The sequence below is a fragment of the Rhizobium rosettiformans genome, assembly GCF_016806065.1.
In the GTDB taxonomy this organism is placed as follows: Bacteria; Pseudomonadota; Alphaproteobacteria; order Rhizobiales; family Rhizobiaceae; genus Allorhizobium.
In genome coordinates this window covers 1422708-1439853 of record NZ_CP032405.1, presented here as the reverse complement: position 1 = coordinate 1439853, position 17146 = coordinate 1422708, and the positions used below count along the sequence as shown (strand labels likewise).

14 protein-coding genes are annotated in these 17146 nt (G+C 61.0%); 12 read left to right on the top strand and 2 right to left on the bottom strand.

Annotated features, from left to right (window positions below):
- Nucleotides 1–183: 183 nt before the first annotated feature.
- The 10 genes from D4A92_RS06790 (at nt 184) to D4A92_RS06745 (ending at nt 13722) form a co-directional block, all read left to right on the top strand.
- A complete protein-coding gene (locus D4A92_RS06790; RefSeq protein WP_006725333.1) occupies nt 184–1518 on the top strand; it encodes an MFS transporter in 1335 nt (444 codons plus the stop codon).
- 192 nt (nt 1519–1710) lie between these two features.
- On the top strand, nt 1711–2298 hold the full coding sequence (locus D4A92_RS06785) for an ANTAR domain-containing response regulator (protein ID WP_076391149.1): 588 nt from the start codon (nt 1711–1713) through the stop codon (nt 2296–2298).
- A gap of 33 nt (nt 2299–2331) precedes the next feature.
- Entirely contained in the window at nt 2332–3606 is a 1275-nt protein-coding gene (locus tag D4A92_RS06780; protein WP_203019860.1) for a CmpA/NrtA family ABC transporter substrate-binding protein, read from the top strand.
- A 344-nt stretch (nt 3607–3950) separates the two neighbouring features.
- The gene (locus D4A92_RS06775) at nt 3951–5249 is read left to right on the top strand and encodes a CmpA/NrtA family ABC transporter substrate-binding protein (protein WP_203018909.1); all 1299 of its coding nucleotides are present in this window, start codon (nt 3951–3953) and stop codon (nt 5247–5249) included.
- An 88-nt stretch (nt 5250–5337) separates the two neighbouring features.
- Nucleotides 5338–6234: a nitrate ABC transporter permease gene (gene ntrB / locus D4A92_RS06770; protein ID WP_203018907.1), complete on the top strand. Its 897-nt coding sequence runs from the start codon at nt 5338–5340 to the stop codon at nt 6232–6234.
- Nucleotides 6235–6247: 13 nt separating this feature from the next.
- Nucleotides 6248–7045, top strand: coding sequence for an ABC transporter ATP-binding protein (locus D4A92_RS06765; protein WP_203018905.1), 798 nt, complete (start codon nt 6248–6250; stop codon nt 7043–7045).
- Between the two features lie 5 nt (nt 7046–7050).
- Nucleotides 7051–9498, top strand: coding sequence for a nitrite reductase large subunit NirB (nirB, locus tag D4A92_RS06760; protein WP_203018903.1), 2448 nt, complete (start codon nt 7051–7053; stop codon nt 9496–9498).
- 142 nt (nt 9499–9640) lie between these two features.
- Entirely contained in the window at nt 9641–9970 is a 330-nt protein-coding gene (gene nirD / locus D4A92_RS06755; RefSeq protein WP_203018901.1) for a nitrite reductase small subunit NirD, read from the top strand.
- A gap of 4 nt (nt 9971–9974) precedes the next feature.
- On the top strand, nt 9975–12623 hold the full coding sequence (locus D4A92_RS06750; protein WP_203018900.1) for a nitrate reductase: 2649 nt from the start codon (nt 9975–9977) through the stop codon (nt 12621–12623).
- On the top strand, nt 12595–13722 hold the full coding sequence (locus D4A92_RS06745) for an NAD(P)-dependent oxidoreductase (RefSeq protein ID WP_203018899.1): 1128 nt from the start codon (nt 12595–12597) through the stop codon (nt 13720–13722). Before D4A92_RS06750 ends, D4A92_RS06745 begins: the two co-directional genes overlap by 29 nt.
- 59 nt (nt 13723–13781) lie before the next feature.
- Here the strand turns inward: D4A92_RS06745 and D4A92_RS06740 are convergent, their stop codons facing one another.
- Together D4A92_RS06740 and D4A92_RS06735 are read right to left on the bottom strand one after the other, a co-directional pair.
- Entirely contained in the window at nt 13782–14177 is a 396-nt protein-coding gene (locus D4A92_RS06740; RefSeq protein WP_203018897.1) for a YybH family protein, read from the bottom strand.
- A gap of 30 nt (nt 14178–14207) precedes the next feature.
- Nucleotides 14208–14834 (bottom strand): TetR/AcrR family transcriptional regulator, encoded by a 627-nt coding sequence (locus tag D4A92_RS06735; protein ID WP_203018896.1) that lies wholly within the window; start codon nt 14832–14834, stop codon nt 14208–14210.
- A 142-nt stretch (nt 14835–14976) separates the two neighbouring features.
- Here D4A92_RS06735 and D4A92_RS06730 point away from each other — a divergent pair, with 142 nt between their 5' ends.
- Complete coding sequence (locus tag D4A92_RS06730) at nt 14977–16050, top strand: ABC transporter substrate-binding protein (RefSeq protein ID WP_203018895.1); 1074 nt, start codon at nt 14977–14979, stop codon at nt 16048–16050.
- A gap of 232 nt (nt 16051–16282) precedes the next feature.
- Entirely contained in the window at nt 16283–17146 is an 864-nt protein-coding gene (locus D4A92_RS06725) for an ABC transporter permease (protein ID WP_203018894.1), read from the top strand.

Genomic DNA, 17146 nt, shown 5'->3' with positions numbered 1-17146 from the left:
TCGACGACCATTGACATTCGCCAAGGTAGTTAGTTGGGTTTTGCGGTGCAGCACATACGACAATTTGTCACCTGTCAATTTGGCCGCACCTGCGGCATTTCATTTCAGCATGTTAGACTAAGGCGAAGGCTGTATCTCCCGATGTGCGCCCGCCCAGTACAATCGAGAAAGTGATCCCGCGACATGGCGAGCATGACCGGTTCTGCACCTCCGGCCGCACAGAACGGCCGCACAACTTCAGAAGATGACCATCACGTTTCCCCGTCCGATATCGCTGTCGGCGTCATCATCGGGCGCACGTCGGAGTTCTTCGACTTCTTCGTGTTCGCGATCGCGTCGGTCATCGTCTTTCCAGCGCGCATCTTTCCGTTCCTCGATCCGCTGACCGGGACACTCTGGTCCTTCGTGCTTGTGGCTCTCGCTTTCGTGGCACGACCGCTGGGCACGGTGATCTTCACGGCCCTCGACCGCCGGCATGGCCGCGTGACCAAGCTTACGGTGGCGCTTTTCCTGCTGGGAACCTCGACCGTCGCCATGGGTCTGGTGCCCTCCTATGAAACCGCCGGGTGGTGGGCGATCGCCATGCTGGCGCTCCTGCGCATCGGCCAGGGTCTGGCGCTTGGCGGCACCTGGGATGGCCTTGCACCGCTACTGGCCATCACTGCGTCGAAGGACAAGCGTGGTTTCTATGCCATGATCCCTCAGCTCGGCGCTGTGGTTGGCCTTGCCGTCGCCGCCGTGCTGTTCGCCTACCTCGTCATGACGCTTTCGGCCGCCGACTTCCTCGACTGGGGCTGGCGCTATCCGTTCTTCGTCGCCTTCGCGATCAATGTCGTGGCACTCTTTGCGCGTCTGCGCATCGTCGACACGCCGGAGTTCAAGGAGCTCTTCGAGACGAACGAACTGACACCGACGAGGTTGCGCTCCACCCTCTCACAAGACGGACGCACGGTTCTGCTCGGCGTCTTCGTGCCGCTTGCAACCTTTGCCATGTTCCACATGGTCACGGTTTTCCCGCTATCGTGGATCTTCCTCTATACGGATGAAGCACCGGGCACCTTCCTTCTGATCGAAGCGGCCGGTGCTGCCGTCGGTATCCTTGCCATGCTGTTCTCCGGCTGGCTTTCGGACCGGATCGGCCGCGACAGGATCCTCGTCTGGGGGGCCTGGGCCATCGGCGCCTTCGCGCTGACGGCGCCTCTGCTCCTCAACGGCGGCCAGGCCGGTGTCGTCGCCTACATGATGGTTGGTTTCGTCATTCTCGGCTTCAATTTCGCCCAGTCCTCCGGAACCATCGCTTCGCTGTTCGACCGCCGAAACCGCTACACGGCCTCCGCGATTGTCTCGGCACTCTCCTGGATGTTCGGGGCAGGGTTTGCGCCGCTCGCGGCACTGCTGCTGTCCACCTGGTTCGGTCTGTTTGCAGCCGGCCTCTACCTTCTATCGGGTGCCGTCTGCACGCTGATCGCGCTTGCGCTCGCACGGCAGATATCGCTCCAGCCCAAGGGCCAGGACTGAGCACCAACGAATACAGACGAAGCCCGCACTTTTCCGACAGCCCCCGGAGTTGACCACTCCGGGGGCTTCGTTTTTCTGCGTCACTGGTGAGGACGGCGGGCCAATCTGCTCAAAAAATAGTTTCCATTGCAGCAAGCTCAAAATTTAGGCCCCAAGCTTGCCAACTTTGTTGCATTGCGTCATCAATCGCACATGAACCATCTCGACCTCACCATCCTTGTGATCGATGAAAACGCTGTTCGCGCAGCGATCATCGAGGACGGTTTGCGCGAGGCAGGTCACCGGCACGTGACCGTCGCTCTCGGGGTACAGGGAATTGCCAAGACGGTGGAGACGCTGGCGCCTGACGTCATCATCATCGATATCGAGAACCCGAACCGTGACATGATGGAGCATCTCTTCCAGCTCACCCGCTCGGTCAGCAGGCCGATCGCCATGTTCGTCGATCGCTCAGACAGCGCCTCCATCGAGGCCGCCGTGGATGCCGGCGTCTCGGCCTATATCGTCGATGGGTTGCGCAAGGAACGGGTGAAGCCGATCCTCGATATGGCGGTCAGCCGCTTCAACGCGTTCAGCCGTCTGCAACGCGAACTGGCCGAAGCGAAGAACGCGCTCGAGGAGCGCAAGGTCATTGAGCGCGCCAAGGGCATCCTGATGAAGATGCGCGGCATGAGCGAGGAGGAAGCCTTCGCGCTCATGCGTCAAACCGCCATGAACGAGAAAAAGAAACTGGTCGACATAGCCCAGAGCGTAGTGACCGCTGCGGGATTGCTGCTGTGATGACCGGCGCGCGGGGACAGTGAAGTGAGCGATATGATGAGCAGGCAGCGAAACATCGATCCAGGCGCTCCGGCGGTTCATGTGTCCGGGCGGGAGCAGCGTATCCTGCGTGCCGGCTTCATTCCGCTGATGGATGCCTCGATCCTGGTCGCGGCTGCGGAGATGGGATTTGCCGACAAGGAAGGACTGACACTCGACCTCGTGCGCGATGTCTCCTGGGCCAATGTCCGTGATCGCCTGGCTTTCCGGCAGTTCGACATCGCCCATATGCTATCGCCCATGCCGGTTGCCTCGATGCTGGAGCTCGGCTCCAATCCCTCCCCGACGATCACCCCTTTTTCTCTGGGCCGCGGTGGCAATGCGATCACGTTGTCACTGCGCCTCTTCGAACGGATGAAGGTGCGCGCCGATCTGGCAGAGGATGCGAGCGCGCTTCAACTGGCAAGAGCGTTAGCGAGCGTGCTGCAGGACATGCGGCAGAACGGCGAGCAGCCTCCGACCCTCGGCATGACCTATCCTTTCTCGTCACACAATTACGAGTTCCGCTACTGGCTGGCCGCTGGCGGCGTCGATCCGGATCGTGATGTGAAGCTCGTTGTCGTGCCGCCACCCCTCACCTCCGATGCGCTGGCTGCCGGAGCGATCGACGGCTTTTGTGTCGGTGCGCCCTGGAACATGGTTGCTTCCGAACGAGGTGTCGGTCGGATCGTCGCGGCCAAGCAGGATATCTGGCCCTCTGCGCCGGAGAAGGTGGTCGGCATGCGGCCGGATTGGGCGGAAGCCAACGCCGATACGGTCGGCCGGCTGATCGTGGCGCTCGACAAGGCCGCCCGCTGGTGTGACCAGCCTGACAATCATGATCATCTTTCCGAGATGCTGGCCTCCCCTCGCTACATCACCGCATCACGGGACATCATTCGCCGCGTCCTGGCCGGCGAGTTCAGCCTGGATGCCCAAGGCAATCGTCGACTGATCCGCGATTACTTCGTTTTCCATCGCCACGCGGCGAACTTTCCGCAGGTCAATCAGGCGCTCTGGATCTATAGCCAGATGATCCGGTGGGGGCAGGTCGATCACAGCGCCGACAATCTGAAGCGGGCGAAGAGCGCCTACCGCGCCGACCTCTATCGCGCAGCACTCGGATCCGGAGCCCAAATGCCAGACGATGCATCCCCTCTGCCAGGCAGTTTGGAAGATGACCGTTTCATGGATGGACGGATTTTCGACCCCAATCGAATGACCGACTATGTCTCTGGTTTCGAGGTCCGTTCCGGGGCGAAGCGGCCGTCAATGGCCACGGACGACTGATCGAATGCACGAAAGGGCGGCCTCAATTCTGGACACCCTTGTGCAGTTGCACAAATTTTGAACCCCGGTCATCCATTGTCTTGTACAGGCGTAGTCGTGGCCGCAGAGATTTTTCCAATTTGAATTCAGCAACTTGGGCCTTCCCATTGAAATTGGCACGGCCTTTGCTTCCTTGAAAAACATCCGGTCAACGGCGACCGGACGAAAGAGCGCCTGAAGCGCGCTCACCAGAGACACCGACGTCGCTTGGTTTGCACACGGGATCCTTCGATCCCGCAGATGCAGTCACCGAGCGGCGTTTTTTTGTTTTTCCGGATCTCCGTCACACCAGAGGGGCACAAAAAATGACGAAGACTACAGGAATGAGCACCACCCGCCGCCAGCTTCTGAAGCTTACATCGGCAGCTGCCGTCGTCAGTGCCGCGAAGCTGGCCTTTCCATTCGGTGCCTTTGCGGCTGGCTCCGGGCCGGAGGTGAAGGGGGCGAAGCTCGGCTTCATCGCGCTGACCGATGCCGCACCGTTGGTGATCGCCCAGGAAAAGGGGCTGTTCGCTAAGTTCGGCCTGCCCGAGGTCGAAGTGCTGAAGCAGGCGTCCTGGGGTGCCACCCGCGACAATCTGGTGCTCGGCGGCGCTTCGAACGGGATCGACGGTGCGCATATTCTCACCCCGATGCCCTACCTGATCTCGGCCGGCAAGGTGACGCAGAACAATGTGCCGGTGCCGATGTCTATCCTCGCGCGCCTCAACCTCGACAGCCAGGGCATTTCGGTCGCCAAGGAATATGCCGAGACTGGCGTCGGCCTCGACGCATCCAAGCTGCGGGATGTCTTTGCCGCCAAGAAGGCGGCCGGCGGCGAGGTGAAGGTGGCCATGACCTTCCCGGGCGGCACACACGACCTCTGGATTCGCTACTGGCTGGCCGCCGGCGGCATCGACCCGGACAAGGACGTGTCGACGATCGTCGTTCCCCCGCCGCAGATGGTCGCCAACATGAAGGTCGGCAACATGGATGCCTTCTGTGTGGGCGAGCCCTGGAACGAGCAGCTGGTCAACCAGGATATCGGCTTCACCGCCTGTACGACCGGCGAACTCTGGAAGGGGCATCCCGAAAAGGCGCTCGGCCTCCGCTCCGACTGGGTGGAACAGAACCCCATTGCCGCGAAGGCACTTCTCATGGCCGTGATGGAAGCCCAGATGTGGGCCGACAGCATGGATAACAAGGACGAGATGTCCGACATTCTCGGCAAGCGGCAATGGTTCAACGTTCCGCCGAAGGACGTTGTGGGTCGCCTGAGAGGCACGATCAACTACGGCAACGGCCGCGTGGTCGAGAACTCCGGGCTTGAGATGAAGTTCTGGAAGGATCATGCCTCCTATCCGTTCAAGAGCCACGACGCCTGGTTCCTCACCGAGAATGTCCGCTGGGGCAAGTTCGCGCCCGACACCGACATCAAGGCGCTCATCGACAAGGTGAACCGCGAGGACATCTGGCGCGAGGCCGCCAAGGAACTCGGCGTCGCAGCTGCCGACATTCCGTCCTCCGCCTCGCGTGGTCCGGAAACCTTCTTCGACGGCAAGGTCTTCGACCCCGACAATCCGCAGGCTTATCTCGACAGCCTCGCCATCAAGGCGAGCGCCTGACGCGCGCCATTTCCGAAGGCCCTGCGGTACTCGCAGGGCCTTCGGAGGCAAGAACAACTCCCTTTCGACACGCGCAGAGGAAAAACACATGCCCGCAACCGCCCGAAAAGCAGAGACAGAGGCGATCGCCGTCTCCCCGGACCGGACCGGAACCGTCGTTCACCTGGCCAGGCGCGCGACGCCGAAAATCGATCTGAAGCGGGCCGGCGCCGATGTCTTGCGCAATATACTGCCCCCGCTCGTGGTCACGCTGGTGCTTCTCACCATCTGGCAGATCGCCTGTTCGCAGCCCGGCGCGACATTGCCGTCGCCTTCCCAGGTCTGGGCCGACAGTTACGATCTGATCGCCTACCCATTCTTCGAATACGGCTCGCAGGATATCGGGCTCGCCTGGCGGGTTTTGACATCGCTGGAACGTGTCGCCATGGGCTTTGGCCTTGCCGCCGTGGTCGGCGTCTTCCTCGGTGCCGTCGTCGGGCAGTCCATCTGGGCCATGCGTGGCCTTGATCCGATCTTCCAGATCCTGCGCACCGTACCACCGCTCGCCTGGCTGCCGCTCTCGCTTGCGGCCTTTCAGGACAGCAATCCCTCCGCGATTTTCGTTATCTTCATCACGTCGATCTGGCCTGTCATCATCAACACCGCGGTCGGCGTGCGCAACATTCCCGATGACTATCGCAACATCGCCCGCGTCTTGCGCCTCAATCCGCTGGAATTCTTCGTGCGGATCATGGTGCCGGCTGCAGCGCCATACATCTTCACCGGCCTCAGGATCGGCGTCGGCCTCTCTTGGCTCGCCATCGTTGCAGCCGAAATGCTCACCGGCGGCGTCGGTATCGGCTTCTTCATCTGGGATGCGTGGAATTCCTCGCGCCTCTCCGACATCATCGTGGCGCTCGTCTATATCGGCGTGACCGGCTTTGTCCTCGACAAGCTCGTCGCCCTGCTCGGCAGCGTCGTCACCCGTGGCACAGCCAAGAACTGAGGGGGACGCCATCATGTCCAGCTATCTCAAGATCGACCACATCGACAAAAGCTTCGAGCGTGGCGGGGTCCGCACCGAGGTTCTGAAGGACATCACGCTTACTATCGACAAGGGCGAATTCGTCTCGATCATCGGCCATTCCGGCTGCGGAAAGTCGACGCTGCTCAATCTCATTGCCGGGCTTACGCGGGTAAGCGCAGGTGCAGTTCTCCTTGAAAACCTGGAGGTCAACGCCCCGGGGCCAGACCGTGCCGTGGTCTTCCAGAACCATTCGCTGCTGCCCTGGCTCACCGTTTACGAGAACGTCAATCTGGCTGTTTCCAAGGTGTTCTCCGGACGCAAGACGAAGGCTGAAAAGCATGACTGGGTCATGCACAATCTCGACCTGGTGCAGATGGCACATGCCAAGGACAAGCGGCCGGCCGAAATCTCCGGGGGCATGAAGCAACGTGTCGGCATTGCCCGTGCCCTGTCGATGGAGCCCAAGGTGCTGCTGCTCGACGAGCCCTTCGGTGCGCTCGACGCCCTGACGCGCGCGCATCTGCAGGATGCGGTCATGGAGATCCATGGCCGGCTCGGCAATACGATGATCATGATCACGCATGATGTCGACGAGGCGGTGCTGCTCTCCGACCGGATCGTGATGATGACCAACGGACCGGCTGCCCGGATCGGCGAGATCCTGGAGGTGCCGATCGCACGTCCCCGGAATCGGATCGAGCTTGCCTCCGACCGGACCTATCTCAAGTGCCGCGAGGCCGTATTGAAATTCCTCTACGAGCGCCATCGCTTCGTGGAAGCTGCGGAGTGATGTCAATGGCAGAGAAACTGGTCATTATCGGCAATGGCATGGCGCCCGGCCGCATGCTGGAAGAACTGTTCGAAAGAGCGCCCGGCCTCTACGACGTGACGATCTTCAATGCCGAGCCACGGGTCAATTACGACCGTATCATGCTCTCACCGGTGCTCTCGGGCGAGAAGGCCTATGAGGATATCGTCATCCACGATGACGCCTGGTATGCGGCGCATGGCGTGACGCTGCACAAGGGCGCCAAGGTCACCGAGATCGACCGGCAGACAAAGACGGTGACATCGGCAAACGGGATTACGGTCTCCTATGACAAGCTGGTCATAGCGACGGGATCTTTGCCTTTCATCATCCCGGTACCCGGCCATCAATTACCCGGCGTTCTTGCCTATCGCGATCTCGACGATGTCGAGAAGATGCTGGAAATCGCCAAGGCCAAGGGACGGGCAATCGTCATCGGCGGAGGTCTTCTCGGGCTCGAAGCGGCCTATGGCCTGAAGCGTCAGGGGATGGAGGTGACCGTCATCCACCTGATGCCGACGATCATGGAACGCCAGCTCGATCCGGCTGCCGCCTACCTCCTCGAAAAGGCGCTCGCGGAGCGCGGCATCGAGATCATCACCAAGGCGAATACGAAACAGATCCTCGGCAGCGACAGGGTAGAAGGGGTTGAACTCGAAGACGGCAGGGTGATTTCCGGCGACATGGTGATCATGGCAGTCGGCATCCGTCCGGCATCCCAGCTTGCCAAGGATGCGGGGCTCGCGGTCAACAGGGGCATTGTGGTCGATGACGGCATGATGACCTCGGATGCCTCGATTTACTCACTCGGGGAATGCGCCGAACATCGCGGGGTCTGCTATGGCCTCGTTGCGCCGCTTTACGAAAGCGCCCGCGTTCTCGCGGATCGCCTGACCGGCGGGAATGCCGAGTATCAGGGTTCGGTGGTCAATACGAAGCTCAAGGTCACCGGCATCAACCTGTTCTCGGCCGGCGACTTCGCCGAGGCGCCCGATCGAGAGGAAATCGTGCTGCGCGATGCAAGTGCAGGCGTCTACAAGCGTCTGGTGCTGAAGGACAACCGGATCATCGGCGCGGTTCTCTACGGCGAAACAGCCGACGGCTCGTGGTTCTTCGATCTCCTGAAGAAGCAGACCGATATCTCCGCCATGCGGGAGACACTGATTTTTGGCCAGTCCTATCAGGGAGGGTCTCCGCTGGACCCTATGGCGGCCGTTGCAGCCTTGCCGGATGATGCGGAAATCTGCGGCTGCAACGGCGTCTGCAAGGGCAAGATCACGGGCGCCATTACGGGCAAGGGGTTGACGACGCTGGACGGCGTCAGGGCGCATACCAAGGCATCCGCCTCCTGCGGCAACTGCACGGGTCTCGTCGAGCAGCTGATGTCCCTGACCCTTGGGGATGCCTACAACCCAGCCGCTGTCACGCCCATGTGCAGTTGCACCGAGCTTGGCCATGACGATGTCCGTCGTCTGATCAAGGCCAAGGGATTAAAAACGATCCCGGCCGTGATGCAGGAACTGGAATGGAAGACCTCCTGCGGCTGCGCCAAATGCCGACCAGCACTCAATTATTATCTCGTCTCAGACTGGCCGGATGAATATGCCGATGACTACCAGTCGCGGTTCATCAATGAGCGTGTGCACGCCAACATCCAGAAGGACGGCACCTATTCCGTTGTGCCGCGCATGTGGGGCGGCGTGACCAATTCTGCCGAACTGCGCGCGATTGCCGATGTCGTCGACAAGTTCGAGATCCCGATGGTGAAGGTGACCGGCGGCCAGCGCATCGATCTACTCGGCATCGAGAAGGAAGACCTGCCCGCCGTCTGGGCCGATCTCGGCAAGGCCGGCTTTGTCTCCGGCCAGGCCTATGCCAAGGGCCTCAGAACCGTGAAGACCTGCGTCGGCTCGGACTGGTGTCGCTTCGGCACGCAGGATTCGACCGGGCTTGGCATTCGTCTCGAGAAGTTCATGTGGGGCTCCTGGACGCCCGCCAAACTCAAGCTCGCCGTCTCTGGCTGTCCGCGCAACTGCGCGGAGGCGACCTGCAAGGATATCGGCGTGATCTGCGTCGACTCTGGTTTCGAGATCCACTTCGCGGGCGCCGCCGGCCTCGACATCAAGGGCACCGATGTCCTGGGTCAGGTGAAGACCGAGGACGAGGCGCTGGAGCATATCGTGGCGCTCACCCAGATGTATCGCGAGCAGGGCCGCTATCTCGAGCGGATCTACAAATGGGCGAAACGCATCGGCCATGACGAGATCCGCCGCCAGATCATGGAGGACCATGACAAGCGGCGCGCCTATTACGAGCGCTTCGTGTTCTCTCAGAAGTTCGCCCAGGTCGACCCGTGGTCGGAGCGTGTCTCCGGCAAGGACAAACACGAGTTCAAGCCCATGGCTACCGTCGGATTTTCAGCGGCAGCGGAGTGAACACCTCCCCTTGAGGGGGAGGTCGCGCGGAACGCGCGGGTGGGGTGATCGATCATTGCAGCTTATCACCCCACCCCGGACCTTCGGTCCGACCCTCCCCCTCAAGGGGAGGGTGAATGTTGAACAACAAGGAGCATGCCCCATGAACTGGATCGCCATCGGCACGATCAATGATATCCCCCTGCGCGGTGCCCGTTGCGTGAAGACCCCGCAGGGCAAGATCGGCGTGTTTCGTACCGCCGAGAATGAGGTTTATGCGATCGAGGACCATTGCCCCCACAAGGGCGGTCCCCTGACGCAAGGAATCGTGCACGGCGCTTCCGTCACCTGCCCTTTGCACAACTGGGTCATCTCGCTGGAGACGGGTAAGGCACTCGGGGCCGATGAAGGTGCAGTGCGCACCATTCCGATCCGCAATATCGATGGCCAGCTATCGATCGCGCTTGAGAGCGTCCTTGTGGCGGCGGAGTGAACCCATGGCCTGCGAAACCCGCACTACGTGCCCCTATTGCGGCGTCGGCTGCGGTGTCATCGCAAGCGTCGACGAGGCGGGTATTTTTACCGTAAGGGGCGACCCCGAGCATCCGGCGAACTTCGGAAAATTGTGTTCCAAGGGATCGGCTCTGGCCGAGACTCTGGACCTGGACGGACGCGCACTCTACCCGACAATACACGGGCAGCGGTCGAGCTGGGATGCGGCACTAGACTTGGTCGTCGAGCGCTTCAGCGATACGATCGCTTCCCATGGACCGGACTCGGTGGCCTTTTACGTCTCCGGCCAGTTGCTGACAGAGGACTACTATGTCGCCAACAAGCTGATGAAGGGTTTCATCGGTTCCGGCAACATCGACACGAATTCCAGGCTGTGCATGGCGTCCTCGGTTGCGGGACACCGCCGCGCCTTTGGATCGGATACGGTGCCCGGAACCTACGAGGATCTCGAGCTCGCCGACCTGGTGGTTCTCGTCGGGTCGAACCTCGCCTGGTGTCATCCGGTGCTTTACCAGCGCATCGCCGCTGCCAAGGCGTCCCGGCCGACGATGAAGGTGGTCGTGATCGATCCGCGTCGGACCGCGACTTCCGACATTGCCGATCTCCATCTTGCCGTGCGTCCGGACGGAGATGTCGCCCTGTTCAATGGGCTGCTTGCGCATCTTGCCGAGACCAACCGGATCGACGAAGCCTTTGTCGGGGCACATACTTCAGGGTTCGCCGAAGCGCTGATTGCGGCATCGCCTCAATCGATGGCTGCGCTTTCGGAGGTGACGGGCCTCTCCGGACTGTCAATCCGGCAGTTCTTCTGGCTGTTCGCGGACACGGAACGTGTCGTCACCTGCTACAGCCAGGGGGTCAATCAGTCCTCGGTCGGGACCGACAAGGTCAATGCGATCATCAACTGTCATTTGGCGACCGGGCGTATCGGGCGACCGGGGATGGGGCCTTTCTCGCTGACCGGCCAGCCGAATGCCATGGGCGGTCGGGAGGTCGGTGGCCTTGCCAATATGCTCGCAGCGCACATGGCGATTGAGAATGCCGATCACCGTGATCGGGTTCAGCGCTTCTGGGGGGCACCACGCATTGCCGACCGCCCGGGGCTCAAGGCCGTGGACATGTTCGATGCCGTGGCAGACGGTCGGATCAAGGCGCTCTGGATCATGTCCACCAATCCCGTGGTTTCCATGCCGGACGCCGACAAGGTGAAGGCTGCCATCGAAGCCTGTCCCTTTGTCGTCGTCTCGGACATGCAGGGAGATACGGACACGGGGCGTCTGGCGCATGTCCTTCTCCCGGCGACGGGATGGGGCGAGAAATCCGGCACGGTGACCAATTCCGAGCGGCGCATTTCCCGCCAGCGAGCGTTTCTGTCCGCACCCGGCGAGGCAAGGCCGGATTGGTGGCATATTACCGAAGTCGCCAAGCGCATGGGATTTACCCGCGCTTTCGATTTCGCTTCGCCGGTCGATATCTTCGCGGAGCACGCGGCTCTGTCCAGTTTTGAAAACAAAGGCACCAGAGATTTCGACATCGGTGCCTTCGCTGGGATCGACGAGGATCAGTATGACGATCTTCGTCCGTTCCAATGGCCTCGGCCGGCAACCGGTGAGGCGCCGGAGCGTTTCTTCGGCAATGGTCGCTTCTACCATCCAGATGGCAAGGCGCGGTTCGCGCCCGTGCAAGCGGCCGTGGCCTCCCAGGAAGACGGTTTCATTCTGAACACCGGGCGGGTGCGCGACCATTGGCACACCATGACCCGCACCGGCAAAAGTGCGCGGCTTTCCGCTCACATGGCGGAACCCTATTGCGAAATCCATCCATTCGACGCCGCCGACCATGGGGTCGGGCATGCCGACCTGGTTCGTGTCACTGGCCAGGGCGGACGAGAGGTCATCGTCCGGGCCTTGCTCAGCGACCGGCAGTCGCGCGGATCGCTCTTCGTTCCAATGCATTGGAGCGACGAGACCGCCTCGGCAGCCCGCGTCGACACCCTGGTGCCGTCGCTCACCGATCCGATTTCCGGGCAGCCGGCCCTGAAACAGGCGCGTGTTTTGCTTGAACGCTACTCGGCACGCCTCCACGCATTTCTGGTGACGCGCAACAAGCCGTCCAACCTGCCGTTTTCCTATTGGGCCATGGCAAAGACTGAAGGCGGCTATCGACTGGAGCTCGCCGGAGACGAACCGGATGGCGGCTTTGGGGCGTGGCTTTCGAGAAGCCTCGAACTTGGCGCAGATGTCGACATGGTTGCCTACGTCGACTCGACGTCGGGTGACAGCCGCATCCTTGCCTTTGACGGCACTGATCTGCTGGCCGCGCTTTTCGTCTCCCGGGCGCCTGTTGCGGTTTCCCGGCAATGGGCTGTCGACCAGTTGAATGTCGATCATGGTGACCGTCTCGCGCGCTGCAGGCTGGTTGCGGGGCGCCCCGAAACGAACAGACCCGATCGCGGCGCGATCGTCTGCGCTTGCTTCTCGGTTGGCGTCAATGACATCCGCCGCGCCATTGATCACGGCTGCCGATCCGTCGAGGCTGTCGGAGACGCGCTAGCCGCCGGCACCAATTGCGGCTCGTGCCGCCCCGAAATCAGGAGGATCCTCGATGCGCAACCGCTCCTCGCAGCGGAGTGATCCGGCCGCTCGGATCGAGCCGCTCGCCAAGCTGCCGCTGTTCTTCGACCTACAGGGCAAGAGGGCGCTCGTGGCTGGCGGAACAGACGCTGCGGCCTGGAAGGCGGAGCTTCTGGCTGCCTGCGGAGCAAGGGTCGAAGTCTTCGCAGCCGCCGGCACAGTCGGAGACGTCATGGCAGAACTGGCACGCGCGGAGAAGGTCACGATCCGCGATACGCCATGGCATATCGGCGTTTTCGCCGGGGCTTCCATGGCGATCGCGGACTGCGACACCGATGACGAGGCGCGTGCCTTTGCCTGTGCCGCGCGCGCAGCCGGCGTGCCTTTCAATGTCATCGACAAACCGGCCTTTTGCCAGTTTCAGTTCGGATCGATCGTCAATCGCTCACCGGTGATCCTGGCGATCTCCACGGACGGTGCCGCTCCGATCCTCGCCCAGGCCATTCGCAGACGCGTGGAGACGCTCCTGCCGCCCTCTCTCAAGGGCTGGGCTGCATTGGCACAGGGTCTGCGAGACACGGTCAATCTGCATCTCGCACCCGGGCCGCGGCGTCGGGCCTTCTGGGAGCGCTTCGTCGATCGCTGCTTCTCGTCGGCACGTCCGCCCGGTGAGACCGATCGGCAGGCGGTTGTGACGGACATGGATCAGCTGTGCCATATGGAAGTATCCGGTTCGGTGGCGCTGGTCGGTTCAGGGCCGGGAGATGCCGAAATGCTGACGCTCAAGGCTGTCCGGACACTGCAGGCTGCCGACATCATCCTGTTTGACGAAAGCGTCTCGCAGGATGTTCTTGAACTCGCCCGTCGAGAAGCAAAAAGGATGCTGGTCAGTAGCGTCGTCGCGCGGGATGACACAGTTGGTGCGGTGAACCTACACGACACCATCGTCGGCATGGCGCGCAACGGGAAACGTGTTGTGCTTCTTCGTGCGGGCTACGACGGTCAGTCCGAACAGGGCATGATGGACTTCGGTGTCTACCGGCGCCACGGCATCCAATGCGAATTGGTGCAGGGAATTGCTGGGCATTCTGCTGAAATATCGTTGGTAGATTTATGTTATATTGGTTGCGAGGGGCTGATTGCACAGAGACTTGTATGAGTTCGCTCCGAACGCCTAGCTAGGCCTTTTTTTTGTGGTAGCCCAGTCACAAGCAACAACTACATCGGGAGCGGCGAAAGATGCTCATGAATGGCAAGCCAGCGACCGTCCGGCTGATGGACAAAGACGATCGTTTCACGCTCATGGTTGGTTATCGATTTGCCGCCGATAACGAGATCGGTCTCCACCGCATGGGTGAAAATGGCGACATCCCCGACGATGTATAGGCTGCGGTCCGTCGAGCGGCAGGCCTTCACGAAAAAGCCGTCGCGGCTTTCCCACAGCGCCCATTCCGCCTCATAGGCCGCGCGATCGACAAGGGTGCGATCGAGATTGTAGAAGATGAAAGTCGCCGACGGCGCGAAGGCATCGAAATAGGCCTTGGTGTCGTGACGGCCGAAGGCTGCCACCAGGGCATCGGCTGCGGAAAGCACTGCGGTCGTATGATCTGTCATCTCTGTCATTTCTTCGGGATTTCGGTGGCGTCAGAGGCGCTTCACGCTGCTGATCAACTCGGCAATCGGGCGGTTCTGCTCGGCGACACGGGCCTTGAGCTCTTCAAGCGGCATGCTTTCTTTCTTGCAGAACTCGATGAACATCATGTTGAGGTTGTTGAAGAACACCTCACCCAGCGCCCGTGCATCGACGCCGGCGACAATCACACCGCGCCGCTGCAAGGTCTCGATGAGCTGCACGACCTGGGCACAGAGACGCGTATCTAGCTCAGTGTAACGCTTGGACAGCGGCGTTTCTGGCTGGTGGATCGAGGACGCCATCGCCGTGCGCCACATCTCCTTGCTGAGATAGACGAGCGAGTGATCGTAATACTGGTTAATCAGCGCGCCGAGCGCATCGCTCACGTTGAGCGGCGGATTGGCGACAATCAATTCACCGGCCTCGAGCACCTCGGTCACCTCCATCGAAACGGTCGCGACGAGGATGTCTCCCTTGTTCTGATAGTAGTTGTAGAGCGTGCCGACCGAGACCTCTGCCATCTCGGCGATATCTTCGATGCGCGCGCTGTCATAGCCCTGCTCCCGGAACAGGGTCGTTGCCGATTCCAGGATGCGACGGTTCCTGTCGGCCTTCTGTCGGGCGCGCAATCCGGTCATGGCTAGCTCCGTTGGAATCTCCTCAAATTTGAGATTGACTTAAAAAATGAATTCACTCAATCTTTTTCTCAAGGCGCCGGAACGAGCGCTATTCTGATCAACGCGAGGGTCCGCCCCGGGCCTTCGACAAGAGGGTGAACTTATGGAAAAGACCGTAACCGGCGGGCTCTCCCGCCGCCTGCTTCTTGCGACCGTTGCCATCTCTGCCTTGTCCGGAAGGGCTCATGCCCAGGAGGAGCTGAATGCCCTCGTCTGGTGCGACCACACTGACCCGGCGCTGATCGAACCCTTCGAAAAGGCCAACAACGTCAAGGTCAATCTCAAGGAATATGAGGGAACCGGCGCTGGTCTCTCGATCGTCGAGCAGTCGCGACCGGGTGATTGGGATATCTTCGTCATCGACGGTGTCGACGTGCCGCGCGCCGTCGAAATGGATCTTCTCGCCGAAATTCCGGCCGACAAGCTGCCGATGGCCGACATCTTCCCGGAAGTCCGCATGGAAGCCAACAACACCAAGGACGGCAAGATCTACGCCGTGACGGAAAAGTTCGGCTACAACACGATTTCCTACGACAAGAGCAAGGTCGATCCGAAGGACATGGAAGACCTGTCGATCTTCTGGTCTGAGAAATACAAGGGCCGCATTGCGCTTTATGACTACTACCTGCCGATGATCGGTCTGACCGGCCTTGCCATCGGCAAGAACACCGCAGATCTGACCGAAGCCGATCTCCCCGCGATCAGGGAAAAACTGTTCGAGATGAAGAAGGTCTCGCGCCAGGTCAGTGATGTCGTCGCCTCGCAGACAGCACTTGTCAGCGGCGAAGTCGACATCATCCTCGGCGGCGGCGAATGGGTGACTGCAGGTCTCACGGCCGAAAAGCCGGACCTCGACTGGACCGTGCCGAAGCAGGGCGCCCTGCGCTGGGCACAGTCGATCGGCGTGTTCAAGGATTCCACCAAGCAGGATCTGGCCGTCAAGTTTGTGCAGTACATTCTGAGCCCAGAAGGCCAGGCTCGCCTTGCCACCTCGTCCTGCTACTGGGGCATGCCGGCAAATTCCAAGGCCGGTGAGCAGCTCACCGGCGAGCAGAAGACGGCGCTGCGCTGGGACAAGCAGCCCGAATACCTGAAGAACACCCAGCTCTATCCGGTAGCCAATGCCGATCTCGATGTGGCTATGCAGGATGTCTGGACGGAAATGCTGCAGCAATAAGCGCGGCCCTTAGGGGGCGCGGCAGGCACAGTCAGTCCGCGCCCCAAGCTTGCTCTCAAACAATTGCTTCATCGCGCGTATCGCGGCCCCGATGGGTCATATGCTGCAGGTAGCAACTGCGCGCGTTCAACAGAACAGGCGGTCTTGAAGATCTGTGGCCGCCTTGAAGATTGGGCACCATAAATTCCTGTCAGCCCAGCCGCTTTAGCCAGATGAACGGAGCAACCCGTCAATGACTGCCACCGCGCAAGAGCGCAGAGAACGCCGCAAGGCTTTAGGATTTGCGCTGCCCGCGATGCTGTGGACCGTGGCCTTCTTCCTCGTGCCCTTCCTCTACATGGCGGCGCTCAGCTTCTGGAAGCGGCAGGGGCGCGAGATTATCGCGACCTGGTCCCTCGACAACTACGCCGCATTCTTCGGCAAGCCACATCTTCTCAAGGCACTCTTCAATTCGCTTGAAGTGACACTGACCGTCACGATCATCTCGATCCTGCTTGCCTATCCGCTGGCCTGGATTATCGCCGAGCGCGTGCCGCGTCGCTGGCAACGCTTTGCTCTGATCATGGCAATTTTGCCGTTCTGGACCTCCTATGTGGTTCGCTCCTATTCCTGGTTGCTGGTCCTGTCCAAGGGCGGCGTCGTCAACCAGGCCCTGATGTGGACGGGCCTGATCGCCGAGCCGCTCGAACTGTCTGCAAACCGAATCGGCACGGTGATCGGCTTTGTGCATTTCTTCGTCATGCTGCTGACGCTGACCATCTATGCCAATCTTGTTCAGCTCTCGCCGAACTACCGCCGTGCAGCCGCCGATCTTGGTGCAAACGGCTTCCAGACCTTCTGGCATGTGATCCTGCCGCTGACCCTGCCAGGCATCATGGTTGGCGCCTTTCTCACCTTCGTGCTGTGCATCGGCGACTACATCACCCCGCAGATCCTCGGCGGCAACAACGAGCTCGTCCTGCCGCAGCTCATCATGCTGCAGCTCGGCCGTCGGGCTGATTTCCCCATGGCTGCAGCCCTGTCGCTGGTGCTGATGGTGGTGGTGACGATCGCCTATCTCGCTTGCGCCAGATGGCTGAAGATGGAGAGGACCTGA